Origin of the sequence: Novosphingobium sp., assembly GCF_041915465.1 — a bacterium.
Lineage (GTDB): Bacteria > Pseudomonadota > Alphaproteobacteria > Sphingomonadales > Sphingomonadaceae > Novosphingobium.
The window spans coordinates 26,870-51,449 of the sequence record NZ_JAYSBK010000009.1 but is presented as its reverse complement, the minus strand read 5'-3'; the positions used below and the strand labels follow the sequence as shown (position 1 = coordinate 51,449).

Below are 24,580 nucleotides of genomic sequence, written 5' to 3'. Positions count from 1 at the left end.
GTTCTCGCGCCACCGCCACCTCGCGGCCCGGCAGCACCTCGGCAATCGCGGTCAGGGCGTCTTCAAGGCGCGGCGCGGTTTCGTAAAACACCAGCGTGGCGCGCACGCCGCCCAGTTCCGCCAGCATCTCAGCGCGGGCCTTGGCCTTGTTCGGCAGGAACCCGGCGAACAGGAAGCGGTCGCTCGGCAGGCCGGAAATCGTCAGCGCCATGATCGCGGCGCTCGCTCCCGGCAGACTGGTCACCGCAATCCCGCGTTCGCGCGCGGCGCGCACCAGGCGGTAGCCGGGATCGGAAATCAGCGGCGTGCCCGCATCGCTGACCAGCGCGATCGGCTGTTCGGCGGCAAGGCCCAGCAGGTGCTCGCGCGTCGCTTCGCTGGCGTGATCGTCATAGCGGATCAGCTTCTGCTTGATTCCAAGGTGCTGCATCAGCTTGCCCGTGACGCGAGTATCTTCACAGGCTACCGCAGCCACGGCACCGAGTACCGTTACGGCACGCGCAGTAATGTCCCCTAAGTTGCCAATCGGGGTCGCGACTATATACAGGCCGGGAGTGAGCGTTTGTTCCATCGCGTTTAGCATGGACCCGCGACACGGGAGCGACAAGTGATGTTCGACACGCGCGCCAGCCGGCGCAAGTTCATGGCCCTGGCAACCGCCACGCTGCTGGCGGGCTGCAAGGTGATCCCGACTGCCCCCGAACCCAAGCCAGCGCCCGCGCCGACCCCCAGCGAAACCCTGCCCGTCGATCAGCAACGCCACCGCATCGCGCTGCTCGTCCCGCTGAGCGGAACCAATGCCGCAGTGGGCCAGGGCATCGCGAACGCCACGACCATGGCGTTGCTCGATACCAACGCGCAGAACATCCGCATCACGACCTATGATACCTCCACCGATCCCGCCGGCGCGGCGCGGCGCGCGGTGCAGGATGGCAACAAGCTGATCCTCGGCCCGCTGCTGCCCGACGAAGTGCCCGCCATCGTCGCGGTGACCCGCCCGGCAAAGATCCCGCTGATCACCTATGGCAACGATGCCGGAGTGGCCTCGCGCGACGTGTTCGTGATGGGCACTGTCCCGGCCGGGGCGATCGACCGGGTGGTGCGCTATTCCTATGCGCAGGGTTCGCGCCGCTTCGCGCTGCTCTATCCCGCCGGCGATTACGGCGCGCGGGCCAAGGCGGCCTATGCGCAGTCGGTCGGTGCGGTCGGCGGAACGCTGGTCGCCGCCGAAAGCTATGAGCGCTCCAACACCTCGATTGTCAGCGCCGCCCACCGGATCAAGGCCAAAGGCGGGGTCGATGCCGTGCTGATCGCTGACAGCGGACGCTTTGCCGCGATGGCTGCGCCGCAGCTCAAAAAGGCGGGTGGTTCTGGTCCGCGCATCCTTGGCACTGAGCTATGGAGCGGGGAAACCGTGATCACCGCCACCCCGGCGCTGCAAGGCGCGTGGTTCGCGGCGATTTCGGACACCCGCTTCCGGCAGTTCAGCGAAAGCTACAAGGCCCGCTTCGGCAGTGCACCCTATCGCCTCGCCACCTTTGGTTATGACAGCGTACTGCTGACCGTGCGGATCGCGCGCGACTGGAAGCCCGGAACGCCGTTCCCGGTCGCGCGGCTCACCGATGCGGGCGGGTTCCTCGGTCTCGACGGTCCATTCCGCTTTGCCCCCACCGGCATTGGCGAGCGCGCGCTGGAAGTGCGCGAGGTGCGCAAGGGCGGGGTCAGCATCATCAATGCCGCGCCTACCAAGTTCGTCGACTGACGATAACCTTGGCGCGGCGCTTGCGCGGCGGAATCCCGGCGCTTTATAGCAGGCACCATGGCCGACGACCTGTTTGACAAATTGCCCGCTTCGGGCGGCGAAACCTATGACGGCAGCGCAATCGAAGTGCTGGAGGGGCTGGAGCCCGTCCGCCGCCGCCCCGGCATGTACATCGGCGGGACGGACGAGCGCGCCCTGCACCATCTCGCCGCCGAAGTGCTCGACAACGCGATGGACGAAGCGGTGGCGGGCCATGCCAACCGGATCGAGGTGACGCTGGAGGACGAACCGGGCGCGCCCGGACGCCTGACCATCACCGACAACGGCCGCGGCATCCCCGTGGACGAACACCCCAAGTATCCCGGCAAGTCGGCGCTGGAAGTGATCCTGACCACGCTGCATTCGGGCGGCAAGTTCTCGGGCAAGGCCTATGCGACATCGGGCGGCCTTCACGGCGTGGGGGTCAGCGTGGTCAACGCGCTGTCCACCCTCACCCGGATCGAGGTGGCGCGGAACAAGGAACTGTGGGCCCAGGAATTCTCGCGCGGGGTGCCGACGGGGCCGATCAAGCACCTGGGTGGCACGCCCAACCGGCGCGGCACCAGCGTCACCTTCGTCCCCGACACCGAGATTTTCGGCACCGACGCCAAGTTCAAGCCTGCGCGGCTGTTCAAGCTGGTGCGCTCGAAAGCCTACCTGTTCGCAGGGGTCGAGATCCGCTGGAAATGCGCGGCCTCGCTGACCAGCGAAGAGGTTCCGGCCGAGGCCGTATTTCAGTTCCCCGGGGGTCTTGCCGATCATCTCAAGGAACAAGTGGGCGTGCGCGAATGCGTTACCACCCAGTTCTTTTCCGGCACTCAGGATTTCCCGGCCAATGACGCGGGCGAGGAAATGGGCCGGGTCGAATGGGCGATTGCGTGGCCGCTGTGGTCGGACGGGGCCTATTCGTTCTACTGCAACACCATCCCGACGCCTGATGGCGGCACCCACGAACAGGGCCTGCGCGCCGCGCTGACCAAGGGCATCCGCGCCTTCGCCGAGCTGGTCGGACAGAAGAAGGCCAAGGATATCGCGCCCGAGGACGTCGTCACCGGCAGCGAGATCATGCTCTCGGTCTTCATCCGCGATCCCCAGTTCCAGAGCCAGACCAAGGACCGTCTGACCTCCCCCGAAGCCGCAAGGCTGGTCGAGAACGCGGTGCGCGATCATTTCGACCACTTCCTCACCGACAACATGGAGCGCGGCAAGGCGCTGCTCGGTCACGTGATGGAGCGGATGGACGAGCGCCTGCGCCGTAAGGCCGAGCGCGAGGTCAAGCGCAAGACCGCAACCAACGCCCGCAAGCTGCGCCTGCCCGGCAAGCTCACCGATTGCAGCGGCGAAGGCAGCGGCGAGACCGAACTGTTCATCGTCGAAGGCGACAGCGCGGGCGGCAGCGCCAAGCAGGCGCGCGACCGCAAGACCCAGGCGATCCTGCCGATCCGCGGCAAGATCCTCAACGTCGCCAGCGCCACGGCCGACAAGATCCGCGCCAACAGCGAAATCGCCGACCTTGGCCTCGCGCTGGGCTGCGGTACCCGCAAGGACTGCAATCCCGACAACCTGCGCTATGACCGCATCATCATCATGACCGACGCGGACGTTGACGGTGCGCATATCGCCACGCTGCTGATGACGTTCTTCTTCCAGGAAATGCCGGAAATCGTGCGGCGCGGGCACCTCTACCTCGCCCAGCCGCCGCTCTACCGCCTGACCGCCGGGAAAGAGAGCGCCTATGCCCGCGACGACGCGCACCGCGCCGAACTGGAAGCCACCCTGTTCAAGGGCAAGAAGGTGGAAGTATCGCGCTTCAAGGGGCTTGGCGAAATGAACCCGCAGCAACTGCGCGACACGACGATGAACCCGGCCACGCGCGGGCTGATCCGCATCACCCTGCCCCCCGAATACGAGGGCCGCGCGGCGGTGAAGGACCTGGTCGAGCGCCTGATGGGCCGCGATCCGGCCCAGCGCTTCATGTTCATCCAGAACCGCGCGAGCGAGATCGATCCGGAACTGATCGATGCCTGACGAACCGGGTACCGGGACGCCCCCCCGGCACCCGGCCCTGTTCAATGCAAGGTGGCCAGATAGGCCAGCAGGTCTTCAAGCTGCGCGGGATTGTTCAGCCCGGAATAGGGCATCTTGGTCCCGTGGACGACCTTGGCCGGGCTCTTCAGATAGACCTTGAGCTGATCGGTCGTCCACACCAGCCCCGATCCCTTCATCGCCGGGGAGTAAACATAGCCAGGTGAGGTTCCGGCATGCCTGCCCACGACACCGAACAGGCGCGGCCCGACCGCTTGCGGCGAGTTGGCACGGTTGCCATGACAGGCCGAACATTGCGACGCGAACACTTTGGCGCCCTGGGCCGGACTTCCGGCAAAGGCCGGCCCGGAAGACAGCGCCAGCAAAGCTGCGGCAAGCGCGCCGCGCATCAGAATGCGACCCATGTGAAGACCCTCACTGCGTTGTTGTCCGAGGCATTGGCCCCGGCTCCATCATAGTTGTGAACCGCGCCATCGAACTTGCGATAGGCGGTGTATTGCAGGCCAACGCGCATGTTGAAGCGCGTTCCCAGCGGCGAAGTCCCGTCACCCCAGGGGGTATAATCGAGCTGGGCCATCACCCCGCTGCTATCCGGACTGGCGTTCGGCCCGCCATAGAGGTCAGCGTTGCTGTCACCGGTGATGGAAAATGCCCCCACCGTCGCCCCGATCTTGTTGTGCCAGCTGTAACCGATGTCGCCGCGCACTTCGTTGAGATTGGTCTTGGCGCAGCCTGGATCGCCGCCCGCGCCGATCAGGCCAAGTTCGCAACTGGCATGAAGGTCACTTGCTTCGTGGACATAGCGCAGCTGTGCCGAAATGACGTCGCCATTGGCAGTCGGCTTTTGCCACGAGGTATCCAGGCCAACGTCCGAATAATGATCGGTCAGCCCGGTCGACCGGTCCCGCTCGGGATTGATCTGGGCCTTGAGCGCGAACGCGCCGACCTGCGCCGTGCCTCCGGCAAGCTGGCCCTGCCAGGCGATCCGGCCATAGGGGGCAAGACCGTGGATATCCCCCGGCGACGCGGGATCGGCGCCAAGCCAGCTCAGCGTTCCCGCCTTCGGCGTCGTATAGGCCCCGCCTTCGAGATAGAACTTCTGTCCGATCCACGCATAGGCACTGAGACCCAGGGTGTTTTGCGCCAGCCCCCCATCGATCAGGGGCGCCGCCCCCGGAGTGCCGGACACGGCCGTATCGGTATAAGGAAAGCCCCAGGCCGGAGTGGTATTCCAGACATCCTGAACGGTCGGCGAGTTGTTCAGCGAAAGGCCGAAGACGGCATCCTGCCCAAATACGCGGCCCTTAGTGACGGCCCGCAGATCGAGGTTGTCCCATGACCAGGCCTTGCCCACACCGTCATAAGTGAACTGCGCAAAGCCTCCGAAATGCTGGCCCATGCCGCCGGCCAGGAAAATGCTGCCCTGATCGAAGGCGACATTGTCGTTGGGATGATTGACGCCATCCGGGGGAGGATTCTGATCGGCCTTGGTATGCGTGAACGAGGCTATCGCCATGGCAGAAAGCGGGATGTTCGACGACTTGGAGCGCATCGTATAGCCGTCGAGCTTGAACTCGCGCCCCAGCGGGGTGAGTTGCGGCCCGAATCCGCCAACGTGGCAGGCCTGGCAGGGCAAACCGGTTTGTTCGGCAAAGGCCGGCACGGCCTTGGCCTGATAGGGTGCAAATGCAAAAATGGCGATGGCGGCACTGACGGGCAGTGAAAATGCCAACAACTGCCAAGGACGGGACTTGACGCGATTGCCTGCACGGCGCGCGTTGTCCCTGCGGGACACAGCTTGCGACATAAGCGGCACTCCATGAGCCAAGAAGCGCGCCATGCGCTGCCTTGGCTGTGAGTCCCCGCAAGCGTGTTTAGATCACATCTCGCCCCTGATTCCCATGACAATAGTCAAACCGGACCCAAGATTGGATCCAGCGCCATGCAAGCTGCGATTCCGCCAGCAGGTGAAGCCCTTCCAAGACTGCACGAGCAAACGAGAAGCTCAGTCAGAGCGAGCGGCCAAGGCAGAATTGCAGACCGGCCTGCGTTGCGTCCTGCATGCCGAGTTTGCGCTGATAAGCCGCCATGAACCCAGCCTGCACCGCCTCTCCGCGCTGGCTCGAACTGCCGTGATCGCCCCCACCGAAATAATTCTGTGTGCTGGCGAATACGACGGCCGGATAGTCCGGCCTCAAGAGCTTGCGCGTTCCTGCAAAATAGCCCGCCATATAGTCCGCGAACTGTTCCGACCGGAACACACCGCCCCCGCCTTTGAGCTGATTGATCAAACCGGTCTTGTAGGAAACGATGTGGCCGAACTCGTGCGCGCAAACCGCAACGATCGATGCATCGGGCCGCTCCGGCATGCGTAGCATCTCGCCCAGGAACGACAGGCCCATCATCACGGTGCCGTCTGTCCGGTCGAGCAGTTGATCGGAGGTAGCCAGCGCGTTCGGCGATCCGCTATCGTCGTAATAGCAGAACCCCGGCAGCACTCCGAACAGTTCGCTGAGGTTAGCCAGCGCCTGCGCCAGGGCATAATCGAGATCGGGATTGCCCGAACGCGGTTCGAGCTTCTCCGAGCCTGTTTCAAACCGGCTTACCTGCCCCTGCACCGATGCAAAGTACGGCGCTGCCGAACCGCCCGGAACCCAGCAGCCCCCGCCACTGGTTTCAGCGAATGCGTGCCTCGAACAGCACAGCGCCGGTACGATTGTCAGCAATCCGCCAAGGACTACCCTGCGCTCCACCGCCATGTCAGGAGCACATCGCGGGATAAAGCTGGCACCCCTTCGGCGTGTCGCTGCCGCCAGGCCCGGGCTGGGGTTGCGGCTGAGGCTGAGGCTGAGGTTGCGACGTCGGCAACGAGCTCGGGCCATTGCCGGTTGGCGAGGGGCCTGTCGAAATCGATGGTGTGATTCCCGTCTGCGGCGCCTGATAACGCAGATATTCGATCTGCCCGGACATCCGGTTGAAGCCAACGAACCAATCGGCGACGGCACCAGAGGTATGGGTGACGCGGATCAGGAACAGCGGACCGATTGGAAACTCCTGCGAACCGAGCACGTTCATGCTTGTGATCGGCCCGGCACTGGAAATGTCGGCATAGCAACCCCGACCACCAGTCTGCATCGCAACCTGGTTGAACAAGGTCGGTGCCAGCAGTTGGTAAGCCTGGGGCGGTCCGCACATCTGGAATGCATTGATGATGATGCCCAGCGGCTGGCGCGGATCAAAAGCCTGGGCTTTCACCGGCACTTGCCCCAATCCGATCAATGCGGCGACAACCAAAGAAGCGACGAGTTTGCGCATTGCCTTTCTCCCCACGTTGCCAACGCAGAAAATACTCTTACACAATTGGAATCAAGCAAAGATTTACATCGCAATATTTGGTTCATACTGACGTCAGAATCATGTGATACGTTGTTACACGCAACAGGAGAGGGAACCTTCAATCATGCCGCGCCTGCCTTTGATCGCCGCCGCTTCGCTTATCGCGCTGTCCGCCGCTGCGTCCGCCCAGCCGGGGATCGACATCACCATCTACGCCGACAATCAGGCGCTGGTGCAGGATACGCGCGAAATCACTTTCACCGGTGACAAGCAGAAGGTCGAGTTCAAGAACGTTTCGGCCCAGATCCGCCCCGAAACGGCAAGCCTGGTGGCCAGCGACATGGCAATCATTGAGCAGAACTTCGATTACGACCTGCTCTCGCCGGCCAAGATCATGGAGAACGCGGTCGGCCAGACGATCACACTGGTCCGCACCAATCCCGCGACCGGCGCCGAAACCCGCGAACAAGCGGTGGTGCTGGCGGCCAACGGCGGTGTGGTGCTGCAGATCGGCAACCGCATCGAAGTGCTGCGCGACGATGGGCTGCCGGTGCGCGTGATCTTCGACAAGGTGCCGCCCAACATGCGCGCGGAACCGACGCTGTCGATCACCTTGCAGGGCAATCCCGGCAAACGCGAAGCGGCGCTGCGCTACCTCACCCCGGGCCTTGGCTGGCGCGCTGACTATGTCGCGCTCTATGACGAGGCCAAGGGAACGATCGACGTGCAAGGCTGGGTCACGCTGACCAACAATTCGGGCACCACTTACGAGAACGCGAACACCGTGCTCGTGGCTGGCAATCCGAAGTTCCTCGGTCAGTACGACAACTACCAGCGCGGCGGCGACACGCTGGTCGAAGCCGGAACCGAAAGCGGTGACCGCGAGCGGCTGGGAGACTATTATCTCTACCCGCTGAGCGAACGCACCACGATCGCCAACATGCAGACCAAGCAGGTCAGCTTCCTCGATGTACACGGCGCGCCCGCGACCCACGGCTATGAATCGCGCTTTGGCTGGCTGCAGACTTCGGACCAGCCGATCAGCGCGGTGACGGTCTATCAGTTCAGCAATTCGGCGAAGGGTGGCCTGGGTGACCAGCTGCCCGCCGGCGTGGTCCGCTTCTACATCAAGGATTCGCGCGGGCAGGCCCAGTTCATCGGTGAAAAGGCAATCGGCCACACCCCGATGGGCTCGAAGCTGTCGATCAGCACCGGCGATGCCTTTGACGTGAAGGTCCAACCCGTGGTCGAAGCCCGAACCAAGACCGGCAAGAACCGCTGGTCCACCTCGATGCGCTACACGCTCACGAACGCGCTGCCCAAGCCGGTCACGGTGCGGGTCATCCAGTCGGGACTGTGGGGTGACACCAAGGTCGACAAGGAAAGCAAACAGAGCGAACGGCTCGATGCGGATTCGGTTGCCTGGACCGTAACCGTGCCGGCGAACGGCAAGACGGATCTGACCGCGACCTTCGATTCGAAGTACTGAGGAGGGCCTGCTTGTGCGCCGTCTGGCCACCCTCGCCCTCATTGCGGTAACCGCGCTGACGGCAGCTCCGTCATTGGCTGGTGACGTCGCCGCCTCGGCGCCCAGGGATGTGTCGGTAACGATCTACCGCGCGCCGTACCGCAATGGCGGGACAATCCAGCTCAACTATTTGGGCGGTTTCGCCGTCATCACCGAAACGCGCGTGGTTAGCTTGCCCGCCGGTGAGAGCGAACTGCGCTTTGAGGGCGTTGTCGACGGGATCATTCCGGAAAGCGCGATCGTCTCCGGCCTGCCGGGCGGCGTGATCGAAAAGAACCGCAACGCGGCGTTGCTTTCCCCTTCGGCGCTGGCGCGGGCCACGGTGGGCAAGTCGCTGACCTTGAAGCGCACCGATCGCAAGACCGGCAAGACCCGGCTGGTTCCTGCCACGCTTGTTTCGGCCGGACCGGACGGGGTGGTGTTCAAGACCGCCGAAGGCGAGGAAGCGCTGCGCTGCTCGGGCAACCCCGAGACCTTTTCGTACAGCCGCTCTGGCAGCGGTCTCTATGCCACTCCCACGTTGAGCGTGAAGACGCGGGCGAAAAAGCCGATCACCACCACCGTAACGCTGACCTACATCGCCGAGGGGTTCGACTGGAGCGCCAACTACACCGCGCACATCAATCCCGACGGCAAGACGATGGACATTGGTGGCTGGATGACATTGGCCAACGGGAACACCGTATCCCTGTCCAATGCCCGGACCCAGATCGTGGCGGGTGGACTCAACCGGGAGTACGTCAACCGGTACGTCGGCAACGAAGCACAAGTGGTGGCGAAATGCTGGCCGATGCAGCGCACGCACCAGATCCCGCTCAAGCCGGATCGCCCCTATCAACTCGTCAGCCCCTACATGGGCGAGGATTACGAATCCTATGAAGACGTTGTGGTAACGGCGCAGCGGTCTGCGGAAAAAGGCATGATCCCCCCGCCGCCGGCACCAATGATGATGGCGCCCCCTCCACCGCCACCGCCTCCGCCGCCGCCTGAGCAGCTTGGCGACCTCAAGCTCTACCGCGTTCCGCAGCGCACCACGGTTGCGGCTCAGCAGATGAAGCAATCCCGCCTCGTCGAGCAAAAGGGGGTGCCGTTCGACCGAATCTATACCCAGACCTTCTCCGCGCAGGGCTATGGCGACCGGCCCCAGACCTGGCAGGCAATCGCGCTGGTCCGCACCAAGAACGACAAGGAGCACAAGCTGGGCCTGCCGCTGCCAGCGGGCTCGTTCGTGGTTGAACAGGATCACTGGGGCCGCACGATGCTGGTCGGTCAACCCTCGCTGAGCGATACGGCCGAGGGCGAGAAGATCGAACTGGTGCTGGGCGACGCACCCGACATTACCGCCACCCGCCGCACGCTGCGCCGCAATCCCAAGGCAAACGATCCCCAGCCGGAAACGCTCTCAGGTGACATGCTTGCGTTGTGGCAAGGTGGCGCCAGCATCGAGGAGTTTGCCTTGAGCAATGCCTCGGACCAACCGGTGCGGTTCGAGCTCAAGCTGCAGACCTGGGGCACAACCAAGGTCCGCCGTGCGACGCTGCCGGTCGAAAAGCAGGATGGCCAGCCGATCTTCTTCATCGACATCCCGGCAAACAGCGTGATTCGCCTGCAGTACACCGTCGACAAGAACTGAGACGGCCCTGCTCGATTGCAGCTTGCAACGCGGCGCAGCTACACTTATCCCGGCTGCTTAACCGACCGATTAAGTGAACGGGGAGAGCCATGGCGCGTTTCGAAGGCACCAGCAATTACGTCGCAACCGAAGACCTCAAGGTCGCCGTCAACGCAGCCGTGCTGCTGCGCCGGCCGCTGCTGGTGAAGGGTGAGCCGGGCACCGGCAAGACCGTGCTGGCACACGAGATCTCGAAGGCGCTCGATGCGCCGCTGATCGAATGGCACGTCAAGTCGACCACCAAGGCGCAGCAGGGCCTCTACGAATACGACGCGGTGGCCCGCCTGCGCGACGGCCAGTTGGGCGACGAGCGCGTCCACGACATCGCGAACTACATCAAGAAGGGCAAGCTGTGGGAAGCCTTCACCGCGCCCAAGCTGCCGGTGCTGCTGATCGACGAAATCGACAAGGCCGACATCGAGTTCCCGAACGATCTTCTGCAGGAGCTCGACCGGATGAGCTTCGACGTTTACGAAACCCGTGAAACGATCGCGGCCAAGGAACGTCCGATCGTGGTCATCACTTCGAACAACGAAAAGGAACTGCCCGACGCCTTCCTGCGCCGCTGTTTCTTCCACTATATCAAGTTCCCCGACCGCGAGACGATGCAGTCGATCATCGACGTGCACTTCCCTGGCATCCAGAAGACTCTGGTGTCGAAGGCGATGGACGTGTTCTACGAAGTGCGTGAAGTGCCGGGGCTGAAGAAGAAGCCCAGCACCAGCGAACTGCTCGACTGGCTCAAGCTGCTGCTCAATGAGGACATGCCGCTCGACGTGCTGCAGCAGAAGGATCCCACCAAGGCGATCCCGCCGCTCCACGGCGCGCTGCTCAAGAACGAGCAGGATGTGATGCTGTTCGAACGTCTGGCCTTCATGGCCCGGCGCCAGAACTGATCCAGAACCCGCGCGAAACTCCCCTCCTCTCCCGAGGAGGGGGATTTCAGAGGGCGATCAATCTTGCGGCTTCAGGCTTTCCATCGGCACTTCGGCGTACATCCGCTTGACCGCCGGACGCGCGGCGATCTGCTCGATCCAGCGCAGCAGGTGGGGCGTGTCGTTCGCGTTGACCAGTTCGGAGAAACCGAGCTGCATCCCGCCCGCGATCGCGTAGTTGCAGATGTCGGCGAGGCTGTACATTCCGCCCGCCAGCCACTCGTTGTCGGCGAGGTGATCGTCGAGGCGGCGGACCGAGACGGCGATCTTGCGCATTTCCTCGTCGAGCAGGTCCTGCGGGAAGCCGTCGCGTGCGCGGCGCCATTTGACCTGCTGTTCGGGGATGGGAATGGCCTTCACGCGTTCTTCGAACTCTTCCGCCGAAATTGCCTTGGCCATCTGGCTGACCATGCGCGACCAGCCGATGGTGGACACGCACCAGCAGAAGTATTCGTCGACCCACTTGGTCCAGACGCGCATGTCGGCGCGGTCGGCATAGTCGTCGGGGCGCAGCTTTACGGCAGTCGGGTACTTGTCTTCCAGGTATTCGCAGATCACCGTCGATTCGGTGATGACGCGCCCGCCGGGGTAGCTGTCATCGACCAGCGCCGGCACCTGCCCGCGCGGGTTGATTTCCTTGTACCAGTCGCTGTGGTGTTCGAAGGTGGCGGGATTCAGCCGAATTCCCTCGAATTCCAGGCCCTTCTCGTAAAGCGTGAGCAGGGGCTTGAGCGAATTGGCGCCAGGGCCGAAACTGTAGAGCTTGAGCATTTTGACAGGATCCTCTCTTATCGGGCGCAGACTATCAATTGTATGCACTACATACAAGTTGCAACGGGAGCCTCGGCATGATTCGAAATGGACGCTGCGCCTGTGGCAAGCTGACCGTCTCAATTGACGCTGAGCCCGTCGGCACGCGCCAGTGCTGGTGCCGCCAATGCCAGCAGATCGCCGCCGGCGGCCCCAGCCATAACGCGATCTTTCCTTCCGAGGCGGTGTCGTTCACCGGCCCACTCGCCAGTTCCAGTTGGACCGCGGCCAGCGGCAATACCCTCACCCACTGGTTCTGCCCCGAATGCGGGACCCAGGCCTATGCGCAAAGCTCGGCCCGCCCGCACCTCAAGACCGTGCGCTTTGGCATGATCGACGAACCCCACGGGCTGAAGCCAGAAGTCGCGATCTGGACAGAGGAAGCCCCCGCCTGGGCCAGGATCGACCCCTCACTCGAACAATATCCGCAGCAGCCGCCGGCTCCTGCTCCCAAGGACTAAGCCGATGTTCTTCAATTTCGTCGACGAATTGCGCGCTGCCGGGATCAAGGCCAGCTTCAAGGAGCACCTGGTCCTGCTCGAAGCGCTTGAAAAGGACGTGATCGAACAGACGCCCGAGGCGTTCTATTACCTCTCGCGCTCGGTCTTCGTGAAGGACGAAAGCCTGCTCGACCGGTTCGACCAGGTGTTCAACAAGGTCTTCAAGGGCCTGCTCACCGACTATGGCCAGAACCCGGTCGACATTCCCGAAGACTGGCTGAAGGCCGTGGCCGAGAAGTTCCTCACCGAAGAGGAAATGGCCGCGATCGAGAAGCTCGGTTCGTGGGAAGAGATCATGGAGACGCTCAAGAAGCGGCTCGAGGAACAGCAGAAACGCCACGAGGGCGGCAACAAGTGGGTCGGCACCGGCGGCACCAGCCCCTATGGCAACAACGGCTATAACCCAGAAGGCGTGCGGATCGGCGGCGAAAGCAAGCACAAGCGCGCGCTCAAGGTCTGGGAAAAGCGCGAGTTCCAGAACCTCGACAACACGCGCGAACTGGGCACCCGCAACATCAAAGTCGCGCTGCGCCGCCTGCGGCGGTTCGCGCGCGAAGGCTCGCCCGACGAGCTCGATCTCGAAGGCACGATCGAAGACACCGCCCGCCAAGGCTGGCTCGATATCCGTATGCGGCCCGAGCGCCACAACGCGGTCAAGCTGCTGCTGTTCCTTGACGTTGGCGGTTCGATGGACCCGTTCATCAAGCTGGTCGAGGAACTGTTCAGCGCCGCCACGGCGGAGTTCAAGAACCTGGAGTTCTTCTACTTCCACAACTGCCTCTACGAAGGCGTGTGGAAGGACAACAAGCGCCGCTGGTCAGAGCGTACCAACACCTGGGACATCCTCCACAAGTACGGGCACGACTATAAGGTGGTGTTCGTCGGCGATGCCGCGATGAGCCCCTACGAAATCACCCATCCGGGCGGCTCGGTGGAACATTTCAACGAGGAGGCGGGCACCACCTGGCTGCAGCGCGTCGCCAACGTCTACCCGGCCACGGTGTGGATCAACCCGGTGCCGGAAAAGCAGTGGGCCTATTCGCAGTCGACCAAGATGATCAAGGAACTGGTTGGCGGCTCGATGTATCCGCTCACCCTTGAAGGGCTCGACAACGCGATGCGCGAACTCACCCGCAAGAAGCATTGATCCGTTGAACGGGGGGCAGGCTGAAGCAGGGCAAAGGCACCACGCGCGCCGGGCGATCATCGGCGCGACGGTGGGCAACGCCATCGAGTTCTATGACTTCCTGGTCTATTCGATCTTCGCGATCCAGATCGGGCGGGCGTTCTTCCCGTCGGACAACGAGTATCTCTCGCTGATCGCCAGCCTTGCTACCTTTGGCGCGGGCTTCATCTCGCGCCCGCTGGGGGCATGGCTGATCGGTTCCTATGCCGACCGGCATGGTCGCCGCCCGGCCTTGCTGCTGACACTTGGCTGCATGAGCCTGGGAATCGCGGGCCTCGCCCTCACCCCGTCCTATGCGCAGATCGGCATCGCCGCGCCGATCATCGCGGTGATTGCACGGCTGCTGCAGGGCTTTGCCCTTGGCGGCGAGGTTGGTCCTTCCACGGCCTTCCTGATCGAAGCGGCCGCCCATAGCCATCGCGGCCTGATCGGCAGCCTGCAACGCGTGACCCAGTTGGGCGCGGGCGGGCTTGGTGCGCTGGTCGGCCTGATCCTGACACTGGTGCTGACCAAGGACGAGGTCGCCGCCTATGGCTGGCGCATCGCGCTGGGGCTTGGCCTGATCGTCATTCCCTATGCGCTGTGGGTGCGCCGGACCTTGCCCGAAACCCACGCCTACGAGGAACGCACAGAGATTGCCCCGCCGCCCAGCAAGCGCGAATGGCGGATCATGGCGCTTGGCTTTGTGCTGTTTTCGGCCGGAACCTCGACCAGCTACATCCTCAACTACCTCGCCACTTTCGCGCAATCGAGCCTGCACCTGCCGCAGGCGCAGGCGCTCGGCGGGCAGCTCGCATCCTACCTCACCGGTATCGCGGCAGGGCTGTGGGCGGGCCGGATGAGCGACAAGGTCGGGCGGCGGCCACTGATCATCGCCTCGGCAGTGCTGCCGCTGCTGGGGGCATGGCCGGTGTTCAGCTGGCTGATCGGCAGCCCTTCGCCTCAGAGCTTCATGATCACCTGCGCGTTGTTCGGCCTCGCCAATGGCCTGTCGAGCGTATTCGTGGTTTCCGTCAGCGAGAGCATTTCCAAGGCAAGCCGGGCGCGCAACTTCGCGATGGTCTATACCCTGCCGATCACGCTGTTCGGATCGAGCGCGCAACTGGCCGTTACCTAGCTGATCCACGAAACCGGCAGCCCGCTGGCGATTGCCTGGTTCCTGATCGCGCTCTGGATCCCCGGCACGATCGCCGCCCTGGCCATGCCAGAAACGCGGCACGCGCAGCACTGATAGTGAAAGCTTGAGCGCCCCAAGATTTGCCTTGCTTGCGCCTGGCTTGCTGCCCACCATCTTGCCTGCATGACAAATCGTCTCCCCGCTCTGTTCCTCGGACACGGCTCACCCATGACCGTGATTTCCGATGTCCCGGAACGCCGCGCCTGGCAGGCGCTGGCCAAGGTGCTCCCGCGCCCCACGGCGATCCTTGTCGTCTCGGCGCACTGGCAGACGCAGGGCGCGATTCACCTGACGGCGGGTGCGCATCCGCGCACGATCCACGATTTCGGCGGTTTCCCGCAGGAAATGTACGATATGCGTTACCCCGCGCCGGGCAACGACGCGCTGGTCGAACGCCTGATCGGTCTGATCGGCGCGGACAAGGCCCAGGCCGACACGAGTTGGGGCTTCGACCACGGTTCCTGGTGCGTGATGCAACCGATGTATCCGGAAGCGGACATTCCGATGATCCAGCTCAGCCTCAATCGCTCTCTCTCGCCAGACGAACACTTCGCTGCGGCCGAGCGTATCGCCGTGCTGCGCGATGAAGGCGTGCTGCTCGTCGCCAGCGGCAACGTGGTCCACAACCTGTCGCTTTATGGCCGCTTCGCTGGTCAGCGGCCTGACTGGGCGGTCGATTTCCAGAGCCGGATCACGGCGGCGATGCTGGCGGGCAATCGTTCGGCCCTGATCGCCTTCGACCCGCAGGACCAGGCCGCCGCCGCCGCCATCAACAGCGCCGAGCACTACTTGCCCCTGCTTTATGCCGAAGGCTGGCGCTTGCCGGGCGACGAGGTTGGCGTGTTCAACGACACGGTTGAAAGCTCGCTCTCCATGACCAGCTACCTGTTGGGCGATGCAAAACTGGTGGACGGTTTGAACTGACGCTAGGCGGCGCGCAAGCCACCCGCTAAGCCAGCGCCGCAATGGACCGCCAGCTTCTCATCATCTGCCTGCTGACCGCGGCGATCAACCTGATCGGTACGCTTGCCTATGCCGCGCGCATTGCCGGGGTGCGCACCCGGCGGATCGCGATGAGCTTTGCGCTGTTCAACATCCTGGTGCTGGTCAGCCGCACGTCGAACAGCTTCCTCGGGCCGTTCTTGGCCAAGCGGATCGAAACACGCATATCGAACGGGGGCGGCGATGCCCTCTTCGGCGATTTCCAACTGGTTCTGGGCTCGGCAACTCTCGCCGTGGCGATCGGCATCGCGCTGGTTCCGACCGGCCAGCGTCTGTTCGCCCGCGCAATCGGATATTTCCAGGAACACCGCTCGACCGTGCAACTGGTGCTACACAGCGCTTCGCCCGAAGGGTTGCGCTCGATCCGCGATGCCGCCTCGCCCCCGCACATCCGCCAGATCAGGGAACTGGCCAAGCCGCGCGGTGTGGGCTGGGGCGTGTTGGCGGCCAATTGTCTGGCCCAGGCGCTGATCACGGTGGGCGTGCTGGCTTCGCTTTACGCGGGCTATCTCAACCCCGAATTTCGCGTCACCGCCTCGCAGCTTTCCGCCGTGATCAACGGCCTTGCCACGATCCTGCTGTTCGCCCTGATCGATCCGCAATTGTCGGTGATGACCGACGACGTGGTCGAAGGCCGGGTCAGCGAGGCGCTGTTCCGCCGCACCATCGTGTGGATCAGTTTCAGCCGTCTCGCAGGCACCATGCTGGCGCAGTTGCTGTTTCTGCCCTCCGCCCAGTTCGTTGCCTGGATCGCAAATTACGTGTGACGATCAAGGTCACGCGCCAGCCCCGGCCTAACAAGCCAGAACAGCAGCGCCGGGAGCAGCCCAAGACAAGCCGCGCCATAGAGCACGTAGCGGACCGAGTCCGCACCATAGGTCGGCTTCAGCCAGTCCGACAACATCCCGAAAAACAGCGGACCAAGGCCCAACCCGATGAGGTTCTGGCAGAACAGCACCATCGCGCTGGCCATCGCGCGGTGGCGCAGCGGCACCAGCCCTTGTGCGGATGAAAACACCGGTCCGTAGTAGAGCGAATTGAGCACCGTCGGGATCATCAGCAGAACCAGCGAGATCCGCCAGTCGCTCGCGACATAGGCCGAGATTGCCAGCGGCACGGCCAGTGCCATGCCGATTGCCGGGGCAGTCACGATCTGGCGGCGGTCTTCCTTGCCATACCGATCCGCCAGCCACCCGCCGAGCCAGGTTCCCGCCATGCCGGCCAGTCCGCCCCACAGTCCGAACCAGAAGCCGACCTCGCCCGGGGTGAGGCCATGGTTGCGCTGGAAATAGATCGTGGTCCAGGTTGCCTTGCCATAGGACAGGAACGAGCAGGCCGATGCCGCCGCCAGCATGATCACGAAGGTGGGCGAGGCAAACAGGACCGCGACGGTTCGCAACAAGCCTTCGGCAGGCGCGTCGGCCTGAACACGAACCTCCCGGTCCTGATCCTTGATCAGCCACAGCACGAACAGTGCCAGCACAAGTCCGGGCGCACCGACCAGCATGAAGGCCTTGCGCCAGCCCACCTCGTCGGCAAGGTAACCGCCGATCATCATTCCCAGCAGCGAACCGAGCGGGATCCCCAACGCATAGAACGCCATCGCGCTGGCACGGCGCTGGGGCGCAACGCGGTCGGCAATCAGCGAATGAGCCGCCGGTGTGCAGCCCGCTTCGCCCACCCCCACCCCGATGCGGGCGAGCAGCAATTGCACGAAGCTGTTTGCCAGCCCGCACAGTGCGGTCATGCCCGACCAGATCGTCAGGGCCAGCGCGATCAGGCGGCCCCGGTCAGTGCTCGGCTTGTCGGCAAGACGCGCAATCGGCAGCCCCAGCACAGTGTAGAAAAGCGCAAAGGCGAGTCCGGTCATCAGGCCGATCTGGGTGTCAGACAGCTTTAGATCGCGGCTGATCGGCTCGGCCAGGATGTTGACAATCTGCCGGTCGAGGAAGTTGAACACATAGACTACCAGCAGGGTCCAGAGCATCAACCGGGTAGAACGATCAAAACCTGCCGTCGCGGCGCCTGCCTGCATGTAACCTCCCAGCCCGGCAGGTCAGAGCCCGCCTTGTTGTCAGGCCAGCAACTTCGGCAGGACTGGGGGTAAGGTCAAGCGGGCAATCAATAAAGCATGTATGGACGAATGGTTTCGCGCCACGCGGCCTCATCCGCTCCCGCCAGCGCATCAAGATCGCTGGGCATGGCGGCGGCATCGTCCACCCATTCGCGCAGGGCCGGGCCGCCGTTGATCACATCGATCGCGAGGCGCTCAAACTCGTACTCGTAGGGAAAATCGCGCCACAGCGGATAGTCGGGATAAAGCCGCCGGATCGCCTTGAACGCCAGCGCCTGCAAGCGCCACGGACGGAAGGCGTGGTGATCGTAGAATGCGCCCTCGGCGTGGATCATCAGGGCGTTGCACAGCGTCTTGGCGTGCTTGTGGAACGTCGGCTCGAAAAAGCATTCGCGGATCGCGCAGCCCGCCAGCCATTCGGGCGCAAGGCCGCGCATCTCGGCCAGCACCGCCTTGGCATCGACATCGGGCGCGCCGAACAGCACTTCGAGCGGACGCGTGGTGCCGCGCCCTTCCGACAGCGTCGCCCCTTCCAGCATCACGGTCCCGGCATAGGCGCGCGCCATGTTGAGGTTGGCGGCATTCGGGCTGGGGTTGATCCATATCCGGTCTTGCGGCCAACCAAAGCCGGGGCCTTCCGGTTCCCAGCCCTGCATTTCGATCACCCGGTAGGGAACGTCGAGCTTGAAGTGGTCAATGAACCAGCGGCCCATTTCGCCCAGCGTCAGCCCGTGGCGCATCACCATCGGCCCCGCGCCGACAAAGCTTTCCTGCCCCAGCCGCAGCAATGTCCCTTCTACCGGCCGCCCGGCGGGGTTGGGCCGGTCGAGCACCCAGACCTCCTTGCCCGTCCCATGCGCGGCTTCCAGCAGGTAGAGCAGCGTGGTGACGAAGGTGTAGATCCGGCAACCGAGGTCCTGAAGATCGAACAGGAAGACGTCGGCCGTGCTCATCATCTGCCCGGTCGGGCGGCGCACCTCACCATAGAGGCTGAACACGGGAATGTTGTAGAGCGGATCAAGCTCGTCCGCCGTCTCGACCATGTTGTCCTGCTTGTCGCCCTTCAACCCATGCTGCGGGCCGAAAGCGGAGGTCACGTTCACCCCCGCCGCAATCAGCGCGTCGAGCGAATGGACAAGGCTCTCGGTCACCGAAGCCGGATGGGCGACAAGGGCAACGCGCTTGCCTGCCAATGGCGCGCGCAGGGTGGGGTCCGCCAGCAGGCGATCGATACCGAACTTCATGGGGCATCCGGTGCCGGAAGGGCGGCGGCAAAGCAAGCCGGATGGTGGAAATCGGGTTTGCCCTGAGGGTGCGCCAGTGCCCAGTAGCTCTTGGTGCCGTCCAGTTCCTCGATCACGGCGGTCAGACTGTATTCCCACGGCAGCGGAGGCAGAGCGGCCAACGGGATCGCGGCATCGAAGATGGCCAGCCCCTGCCCGCGCCGGATCGTGCAGACTGGATCGCGCGGCATGTCCCGGTTTGCCATGCCTTCGCGGTAGCCGCTGAAATCATAGGCCGCCCAGCGCTCGGAAGGAGACAGGTTGAACTCGGTGTAGCCCCCGCCCTCTAGCGGACGAACGAACAGTTCAAAACAGGTGGTCTGCCAAAGGCCGTCCGCCCTGCCCTTGCCCGCGAATGGCGGCACCGCCAGCGCATCCGCTCCGTCGATCCTCCAGCGCAGTTCAAGCCAGCCTTGCCGAATGGCCATCACCCTTGCCGCGATTCCCGTCACTGATTTCGCGGGCGTATCGGGATGACAAGTCAGCCAATAGGTTTCCAAACCGCGCAACTCCGTGCTAGGCGCGCCCCCGCAATCCAGAAGGCTGCCATGACTTACACCTCTTCCCTGCTCCGCCTGCTCAACGAGCGCGGCTACATTCATCAGCTCACCGATGCCGAGGGGCTCGATGCCCTCGCCGCGAAGCAGGTCGTGCCGGGCTATATCGGCTTCGACGCCACGGCGCCATCGCTGCACGTGGGCAGCCTCGTGCAGATCATGATGCTGCGCCGTCTCCAGCAGGCCGGGCACAAGCCGATCGTGGTGATGGGCGGCGGCACAACCAAGATCGGCGATCCTTCAGGCAAGGATGAAAGCCGCAAGATGCTCACGCCCGAGCTGATCGACGCCAACATCGCCTCGATCCGCACGGTGTTCGAAAAGCTGCTGACCTTTGGCGACGGCCCGACCGACGCGATCATGGTCAACAACGACGAATGGCTCAGCCAGCTCGGCTATGTCGAACTGCTGCGCGAGGTTGGCCCGCACTTCACGATCAACCGGATGCTGACGTTCGACTCGGTCAAACTGCGGCTCGAGCGCGAGCAGCCCCTGACCTTCCTCGAATTCAACTACATGATCCTTCAGGCTTACGACTTCCGCGAACTGGCGCTGCGCTATGGCTGCCGGCTACAGATGGGCGGCAGCGACCAGTGGGGCAACATCATCAACGGGATCGAGCTCACCCGCCGCATGGAAGGACAGGAACAGTTCGGCCTCACCACCCCGCTGCTGACCACGGCCGACGGGGCAAAAATGGGCAAGACCGCCGCTGGCGCCGTCTGGCTCAACGAGGACCAACTCCCGTCCTATGACTTCTGGCAATACTGGCGCAACGCGGACGACCGCGACGTGGGCAAGTTCCTGCGACTGTTCACCGACCTGCCGCTTGACGAGATCGCCCGGCTCGAGGCGCTTGAGGGCAGCGAGATCAACGCCGCCAAGGTTGTGCTGGCCAACGAAGTCACCCGCCTGTGCCGGGGCGATGATGCCGCCAAGGCTGCCGAAGCCACCGCGTCCGCCACTTTCGCGGGCGGCGGCGTCGGCTCTGACCTGCCCGTCTTCACCCTGCCCGCCGAGGGCCTGGGGATCATCGACGCACTGGTCGGGATCGGCTTTGCCGCCAGCCGGGGCGAGGCCAAGCGCCTTGTCGCGGGCGGCGGCGCGCGGATCGACGGCGAAGCGGTGAATGACGAAGGTTACCACATCGCCGGCGGCTCGGAAGTGCGGATCTCCTCGGGCAAGAAGAAGCACGGAGTGCTGCGACCGGCGTGATCTTGCCGCGTTTCCGGCAGATGTGTGCCGGCGTTTACAGAATTTTTGCCTTTCGTTCGCAAAAGGCTCTTCTGTAAATGCAACAAGAGGCGGGTCCGTCGCATGGTTTCTGGAGCACAATTGACCGTCACGGATATGCGCCGTGCTACGCGTCATCCCGCTGATCACAAGGTGATCGGCGAGCATCGCCGCATCGGCGACGTGCACATGCATATCATCAACGTCTCGGCGCACGGTTTCATGGTTGAAGGCGATCTTGAGATCTCGCGCGGTGAGCGCGTGACCATCCGCCTGCCGGAAGTCGGCCGGATCGAAGCGCACATGATCTGGTCGAACGACGGCCGCGCCGGTTTCCAGTTCGAACGGATCATCCGGCTCGACGATTTCATGAAGTTGATCAACGCGCTGCAACCCAATCCCCGCCTACGCGCCCGTCGCTGATCGCTACCCCGGACGTAGCGCCAAGATAGCTGGGTTATACCCACACAAACATTCTGACCGCTTGGCAAAGGCGCCTCGCACTGCCATTCCGCTTGCGTGTCTGACGTTACCCATCCGCTCAAGATCCGCGATTACCGGCTAATCTGGCTCACCCGATTCTGTTCGGTCAACGCGACGACCGCGATCGTCGTGATCATCGGCGCGCAGGTCTACAAGATCGCACGCGAAACCCACGGTATGCCGCCCAAGGAAGCCGCCTTCCTGCTCGGATTGCTGGGCCTTGCGCAGTTTATTCCGTTCCTGCTGCTCACCCCGGTCGCCGGGCTGGTCGCCGACCGGCTGGATCGGCGCTTTGTCGCCGCTGCTTCGACGGCAATCGACCTTGTCATCGCGCTAGTGCTGGCGCTGGCCAATTCGGGCAATTTCATCACGCTGGAGCTGCTGTTCGGGCTGGCCGCGCTCCACGGTGCGGCACGCGTGTTCATCGGCCCCTCGGTCAGCGCGATCGTGCCCAACGTGGTCCCGGCCGAACAATTGCCCAAGGCAATCGCCTTCAGTTCGATCGCCTGGCAAAGCGCCTCGGTGATCGGTCCGGCGATAGCCGGCTTCCTCTTCGCCAAGGGTACGGCGCTACCCTATTGGTATGCCAGCCTGCTGCTGGTGCTCGGTATCCTTGCCGTTCTGGCGATCCGCCCGATCCCGCGTCCTGCAATCCGCAACGCCCACCCGGTAAAGCAGATGACCGACGGGGCGAAATTCGTGCTGCGCGAACGCTTCCTGCTTGGCTGCGTCACGCTCGACCTGTTTGCCGTCCTCCTGGGCGGCGCCACGGCAATGCTGCCCGCCTTCGCCTATGACGTTTTGCATGTCGGTTCGGAAGGGCTTGGCCTGCTGCGCGGTGCGCCCGGCTTGGGCGCCGCGCTGGTTGCGCTGGCGCTCGGCTTTGCGCCGCTCAGCCGCAACGTCGGGGCGAAGATGCTGTGGGCCGTGGTCGTCTATGGCCTTACCACGCTGATCTTCGGCCTGTCGACCAGCTTCCCCCTTTCACTGGCGATGCTGGCCGTACTGGGCGGTGCCGACCAGGTTTCGGTGTTCATCCGCAACACCCTGGTCCAGCTCAACACCCCCGATGACATGCGCGGGCGCGTCTCCTCGATCTCGGGCCTTGCCATTTCGGCTTCGAACGAACTGGGCGAAATGCAGTCGGGCCTTGCCGCCGCGCTGCTGGGCCCGGTTGGCGCTGTTGCACTTGGCGGCGCGGGAGCTATCCTCGTTACCGCAATCTGGACCGTCATCTTCCCCGAACTGCGCAGGGCGAAAACGTTCGCGCCGCAATACCGTCACAAGGAACCGACCCCATGAAGGCTGACAGCATTCTCGCCACCATCGGCAACACCCCGCACATCCGCCTGTCGCGCCTGTTCCCGGATCACGAAGTCTGGGTGAAGGCCGAGCGCGCCAATCCGGGCGGCTCGATCAAGGACCGCATCGGCCTCGCCATGATCGAAGCGGCCGAAGCGGACGGCAGCCTCAAGCCCGGCGGCACCATCGTCGAGCCGACCAGCGGCAACACCGGGATTGGCCTCGCCATGGCGGCAGCGGTCAAGGGCTACAAGCTGGTCCTCGTCATGCCCGAATCGATGTCGATCGAGCGCCGCCGCCTGATGCTCGCCTATGGCGCCACCTTCGACCTCACCCCGCGCGAAAAGGGCATGAAGGGCGCGATCGAGCGCGCGCATGAACTCGTCGCCTCCACCCCCGGCGCGTGGATGCCGCAGCAATTCGAAAACCCGGCCAACATCGCCGTCCACGTGCGCACCACAGCGCAGGAAATCCTCGCCGATTTCGCCGACACGCCAATCGACGTGCTGATCACGGGCGTTGGCACCGGTGGCCACCTGACCGGCTGCGCGGAAGGCCTCAAGCAGAAGTGGCCCGCGATGAAGGCCTATGCGGTCGAACCCACGCTCTCGCCGGTGATCTCGGGCGGGCAGCCTGCCCCGCACCCGATCCAGGGCATCGGCGCGGGCTTCATCCCGGCCAACCTTCACACCCAGGCCATCGACGGCGCGATCCAGGTCGATCCGGCCGATGCCAAGGAAATGGCCCGCCTCTGCGCCACCAAGGAAGGGATGTTGGTGGGGATCAGCTCGGGCGCGACGCTCGCCGCGATTGCGCAGAAGCTGAAGGAACTGCCCGCCGGAACCCGCGTGCTCGGCTTCAACTACGACACGGGTGAGCGTTACCTCTCGGTGCCGGACTTCCTGCCCGAATGAGCACGCTCGAACGCGTCGACCATGCGGATCGCGGCACGGCGCTGACCGGGTGGCTGGCCCGCCCGGTCGGCGCACCGCGCGGGGCCGTGGTGGTGTTCCCGACCATCGCCAACGTCCTGCCCGCAATCGAACGCCGCGCCGCCATGCTGGCCGAGCAAGGCTTCCTCGCCCTGATCGCGGACTTCTATGGCGAGCCGGTGGCCAGCTTCGAAGCCTCGCGCCCCCTGGCCGAGGCGCTGCGCAGCGATGTCGATCACTACCGCTCCCGCCTTTCCGCTGCCGTCGCCGCCCTGCGCGGACATGAAGCCGCGGCAGGCCTGCGCCTTGCCGCCATCGGCTTTTGCATGGGCGGACAGGCCGTGCTGGAACTCGCCCGTGCGGGCGAGGATCTGGCCCTCGTCGCCAGTTTCCACGGCCTGCTCGACACCCAGCGTCCCGCCGCCACCCCGATAAAACCGCGCATCCTCGTCTGCCACGGCGATGCCGACCCGATGGTCCCGCGCTCTCAGGTGATGACCTTCTGGGAGGAAATGGACGGTGTCGGCGCCGACTGGCACTTTCACGCCTATGCCAAGGTGAGGCACGGCTTTACCGATCCGGCGAGCGATACGCGCGGCCTGCCCGCCATCGGCTATGACCGCAGCGCCGACCGTCAGTCCTGGGCCGCGTTGACGGCGATGCTGGACGAGGTTTTCGCCGCCGATTGACCTGCCGCAATGCGCCGCCCCCTGCCCGCGCCTA

At 64.1% G+C, this 24,580-nt stretch carries 24 protein-coding genes; 15 read left to right on the top strand and 9 right to left on the bottom strand.

Features of this window, described 5'->3' with window-relative positions; genetic code table 11:
* A partial coding sequence (rsmI, locus tag ACE3SN_RS03390; RefSeq protein ID WP_374527471.1) for a 16S rRNA (cytidine(1402)-2'-O)-methyltransferase occupies positions 1-571 on the bottom strand: 571 nt, incomplete at its 3' end.
* A gap of 39 nt (positions 572-610) precedes the next feature.
* Here rsmI and ACE3SN_RS03385 point away from each other — a divergent pair.
* Together ACE3SN_RS03385 and ACE3SN_RS03380 are read left to right on the top strand one after the other, a co-directional pair.
* On the top strand, positions 611-1,762 hold the full coding sequence (locus tag ACE3SN_RS03385) for a penicillin-binding protein activator (RefSeq protein WP_374527469.1): 1,152 nt from the start codon (positions 611-613) through the stop codon (positions 1,760-1,762).
* A gap of 57 nt (positions 1,763-1,819) precedes the next feature.
* Complete coding sequence (locus tag ACE3SN_RS03380; protein WP_374527467.1) at positions 1,820-3,829, top strand: DNA topoisomerase IV subunit B; 2,010 nt, start codon at positions 1,820-1,822, stop codon at positions 3,827-3,829.
* Positions 3,830-3,870: 41 nt separating this feature from the next.
* Here the strand turns inward: ACE3SN_RS03380 and ACE3SN_RS03375 are convergent, their stop codons facing one another.
* The 4 genes from ACE3SN_RS03375 to ACE3SN_RS03360 all read right to left on the bottom strand — a co-directional run bounded on the left by ACE3SN_RS03375 (position 3,871) and on the right by ACE3SN_RS03360 (position 7,162).
* Positions 3,871-4,251, bottom strand: a complete 381-nt coding sequence (locus tag ACE3SN_RS03375; protein WP_374527466.1) for a cytochrome c family protein — start codon at positions 4,249-4,251, stop codon at positions 3,871-3,873.
* On the bottom strand, positions 4,236-5,579 hold the full coding sequence (locus tag ACE3SN_RS03370) for a hypothetical protein (RefSeq protein ID WP_374527464.1): 1,344 nt from the start codon (positions 5,577-5,579) through the stop codon (positions 4,236-4,238). The genes ACE3SN_RS03375 and ACE3SN_RS03370 overlap by 16 nt, the downstream gene beginning before the upstream one ends.
* A 277-nt stretch (positions 5,580-5,856) precedes the next feature.
* The gene (locus ACE3SN_RS03365) at positions 5,857-6,573 is read right to left on the bottom strand and encodes an ImmA/IrrE family metallo-endopeptidase (protein ID WP_374527462.1); all 717 of its coding nucleotides are present in this window, start codon (positions 6,571-6,573) and stop codon (positions 5,857-5,859) included.
* 34 nt (positions 6,574-6,607) lie between these two features.
* Positions 6,608-7,162, bottom strand: a complete 555-nt coding sequence (locus ACE3SN_RS03360; protein ID WP_374527460.1) for a hypothetical protein — start codon at positions 7,160-7,162, stop codon at positions 6,608-6,610.
* A gap of 145 nt (positions 7,163-7,307) precedes the next feature.
* On the opposite strand from ACE3SN_RS03360, the gene ACE3SN_RS03355 reads away from it, so the two are divergent.
* The 3 genes from ACE3SN_RS03355 (at position 7,308) to ACE3SN_RS03345 (ending at position 11,279) form a co-directional block, all read left to right on the top strand.
* Positions 7,308-8,672 carry a DUF4139 domain-containing protein gene (locus ACE3SN_RS03355; RefSeq protein ID WP_374527458.1) on the top strand — a complete coding sequence of 455 codons (1,365 nt, stop codon included), beginning with the start codon at positions 7,308-7,310 and terminating at the stop codon, positions 8,670-8,672.
* Positions 8,673-8,685: 13 nt separating this feature from the next.
* Positions 8,686-10,344 carry a DUF4139 domain-containing protein gene (locus ACE3SN_RS03350; protein WP_374527456.1) on the top strand — a complete coding sequence of 553 codons (1,659 nt, stop codon included), beginning with the start codon at positions 8,686-8,688 and terminating at the stop codon, positions 10,342-10,344.
* Positions 10,345-10,433: 89 nt separating this feature from the next.
* Positions 10,434-11,279: an AAA family ATPase gene (locus tag ACE3SN_RS03345; RefSeq protein WP_374527454.1), complete on the top strand. Its 846-nt coding sequence runs from the start codon at positions 10,434-10,436 to the stop codon at positions 11,277-11,279.
* Between the two features lie 57 nt (positions 11,280-11,336).
* Here the strand turns inward: ACE3SN_RS03345 and ACE3SN_RS03340 are convergent, their stop codons facing one another.
* Positions 11,337-12,089 (bottom strand): glutathione S-transferase family protein, encoded by a 753-nt coding sequence (locus tag ACE3SN_RS03340; protein WP_374527452.1) that lies wholly within the window; start codon positions 12,087-12,089, stop codon positions 11,337-11,339.
* Between the two features lie 77 nt (positions 12,090-12,166).
* On the opposite strand from ACE3SN_RS03340, the gene ACE3SN_RS03335 reads away from it, so the two are divergent.
* From ACE3SN_RS03335 to ACE3SN_RS03315, 5 genes are all read left to right on the top strand, one after another.
* Complete coding sequence (locus ACE3SN_RS03335) at positions 12,167-12,589, top strand: GFA family protein (RefSeq protein WP_374527450.1); 423 nt, start codon at positions 12,167-12,169, stop codon at positions 12,587-12,589.
* A gap of 4 nt (positions 12,590-12,593) precedes the next feature.
* On the top strand, positions 12,594-13,775 hold the full coding sequence (locus tag ACE3SN_RS03330) for a VWA domain-containing protein (RefSeq protein ID WP_374527448.1): 1,182 nt from the start codon (positions 12,594-12,596) through the stop codon (positions 13,773-13,775).
* A gap of 70 nt (positions 13,776-13,845) precedes the next feature.
* On the top strand, positions 13,846-14,931 hold the full coding sequence (locus ACE3SN_RS03325; protein WP_374527446.1) for an MFS transporter: 1,086 nt from the start codon (positions 13,846-13,848) through the stop codon (positions 14,929-14,931).
* 183 nt (positions 14,932-15,114) lie between these two features.
* Positions 15,115-15,915 (top strand): 4,5-DOPA dioxygenase extradiol, encoded by an 801-nt coding sequence (gene ygiD, locus ACE3SN_RS03320; RefSeq protein WP_374527445.1) that lies wholly within the window; start codon positions 15,115-15,117, stop codon positions 15,913-15,915.
* 41 nt (positions 15,916-15,956) lie between these two features.
* A complete protein-coding gene (locus tag ACE3SN_RS03315; protein WP_374527443.1) occupies positions 15,957-16,760 on the top strand; it encodes a lipid II flippase Amj family protein in 804 nt (267 codons plus the stop codon).
* On the opposite strand, the gene ACE3SN_RS03310 is transcribed toward ACE3SN_RS03315, so the two are convergent.
* From ACE3SN_RS03310 to ACE3SN_RS03300, 3 genes are all read right to left on the bottom strand, one after another.
* On the bottom strand, positions 16,751-17,980 hold the full coding sequence (locus ACE3SN_RS03310; protein ID WP_374527441.1) for a spinster family MFS transporter: 1,230 nt from the start codon (positions 17,978-17,980) through the stop codon (positions 16,751-16,753). The genes ACE3SN_RS03315 and ACE3SN_RS03310 overlap by 10 nt on opposite strands.
* Before the next feature lie 134 nt (positions 17,981-18,114).
* Entirely contained in the window at positions 18,115-19,311 is a 1,197-nt protein-coding gene (locus ACE3SN_RS03305) for an exo-beta-N-acetylmuramidase NamZ domain-containing protein (RefSeq protein WP_374527439.1), read from the bottom strand.
* Positions 19,308-19,778: a DOMON-like domain-containing protein gene (locus ACE3SN_RS03300; RefSeq protein WP_374527437.1), complete on the bottom strand. Its 471-nt coding sequence runs from the start codon at positions 19,776-19,778 to the stop codon at positions 19,308-19,310. Before ACE3SN_RS03300 ends, ACE3SN_RS03305 begins: the two co-directional genes overlap by 4 nt.
* Before the next feature lie 120 nt (positions 19,779-19,898).
* Between ACE3SN_RS03300 and tyrS the strand changes: the two genes are divergently transcribed.
* From tyrS to ACE3SN_RS03275, 5 genes are all read left to right on the top strand, one after another.
* Positions 19,899-21,122 carry a tyrosine--tRNA ligase gene (gene tyrS / locus ACE3SN_RS03295; RefSeq protein ID WP_374527435.1) on the top strand — a complete coding sequence of 408 codons (1,224 nt, stop codon included), beginning with the start codon at positions 19,899-19,901 and terminating at the stop codon, positions 21,120-21,122.
* 102 nt (positions 21,123-21,224) lie between these two features.
* Entirely contained in the window at positions 21,225-21,563 is a 339-nt protein-coding gene (locus ACE3SN_RS03290; protein WP_374527432.1) for a PilZ domain-containing protein, read from the top strand.
* Positions 21,564-21,659: 96 nt separating this feature from the next.
* Positions 21,660-22,925, top strand: coding sequence for an MFS transporter (locus ACE3SN_RS03285; RefSeq protein WP_374527430.1), 1,266 nt, complete (start codon positions 21,660-21,662; stop codon positions 22,923-22,925).
* Entirely contained in the window at positions 22,922-23,839 is a 918-nt protein-coding gene (cysK, locus tag ACE3SN_RS03280) for a cysteine synthase A (protein WP_374527428.1), read from the top strand. Before ACE3SN_RS03285 ends, cysK begins: the two co-directional genes overlap by 4 nt.
* Entirely contained in the window at positions 23,836-24,546 is a 711-nt protein-coding gene (locus ACE3SN_RS03275) for a dienelactone hydrolase family protein (protein ID WP_374527426.1), read from the top strand. Before cysK ends, ACE3SN_RS03275 begins: the two co-directional genes overlap by 4 nt.
* Positions 24,547-24,580 lie beyond the last annotated feature (34 nt).

Coding starts and splice junctions, on each gene's coding strand:
- ACE3SN_RS03385 (WP_374527469.1), top strand. CDS start 611: ATGTTCGACACGCGCGCCAGCCGGCGCAAGTTCATGGCCCTGGCAACC.
- ACE3SN_RS03380 (WP_374527467.1), top strand. CDS start 1,820: ATGGCCGACGACCTGTTTGACAAATTGCCCGCTTCGGGCGGCGAAACC.
- ACE3SN_RS03375 (WP_374527466.1), bottom strand. CDS start 4,251: ATGGGTCGCATTCTGATGCGCGGCGCGCTTGCCGCAGCTTTGCTGGCG.
- ACE3SN_RS03360 (WP_374527460.1), bottom strand. CDS start 7,162: ATGCGCAAACTCGTCGCTTCTTTGGTTGTCGCCGCATTGATCGGATTG.
- ACE3SN_RS03355 (WP_374527458.1), top strand. CDS start 7,308: ATGCCGCGCCTGCCTTTGATCGCCGCCGCTTCGCTTATCGCGCTGTCC.
- ACE3SN_RS03345 (WP_374527454.1), top strand. CDS start 10,434: ATGGCGCGTTTCGAAGGCACCAGCAATTACGTCGCAACCGAAGACCTC.
- ACE3SN_RS03340 (WP_374527452.1), bottom strand. CDS start 12,089: ATGCTCAAGCTCTACAGTTTCGGCCCTGGCGCCAATTCGCTCAAGCCC.
- ACE3SN_RS03335 (WP_374527450.1), top strand. CDS start 12,167: ATGATTCGAAATGGACGCTGCGCCTGTGGCAAGCTGACCGTCTCAATT.
- ACE3SN_RS03330 (WP_374527448.1), top strand. CDS start 12,594: ATGTTCTTCAATTTCGTCGACGAATTGCGCGCTGCCGGGATCAAGGCC.
- ygiD (WP_374527445.1), top strand. CDS start 15,115: ATGACAAATCGTCTCCCCGCTCTGTTCCTCGGACACGGCTCACCCATG.
- ACE3SN_RS03315 (WP_374527443.1), top strand. CDS start 15,957: ATGGACCGCCAGCTTCTCATCATCTGCCTGCTGACCGCGGCGATCAAC.
- ACE3SN_RS03310 (WP_374527441.1), bottom strand. CDS start 17,980: ATGCTCTGGACCCTGCTGGTAGTCTATGTGTTCAACTTCCTCGACCGG.
- ACE3SN_RS03305 (WP_374527439.1), bottom strand. CDS start 19,311: ATGAAGTTCGGTATCGATCGCCTGCTGGCGGACCCCACCCTGCGCGCG.
- ACE3SN_RS03300 (WP_374527437.1), bottom strand. CDS start 19,778: ATGGCCATTCGGCAAGGCTGGCTTGAACTGCGCTGGAGGATCGACGGA.
- tyrS (WP_374527435.1), top strand. CDS start 19,899: ATGACTTACACCTCTTCCCTGCTCCGCCTGCTCAACGAGCGCGGCTAC.
- ACE3SN_RS03290 (WP_374527432.1), top strand. CDS start 21,225: ATGGTTTCTGGAGCACAATTGACCGTCACGGATATGCGCCGTGCTACG.
- cysK (WP_374527428.1), top strand. CDS start 22,922: ATGAAGGCTGACAGCATTCTCGCCACCATCGGCAACACCCCGCACATC.
- ACE3SN_RS03275 (WP_374527426.1), top strand. CDS start 23,836: ATGAGCACGCTCGAACGCGTCGACCATGCGGATCGCGGCACGGCGCTG.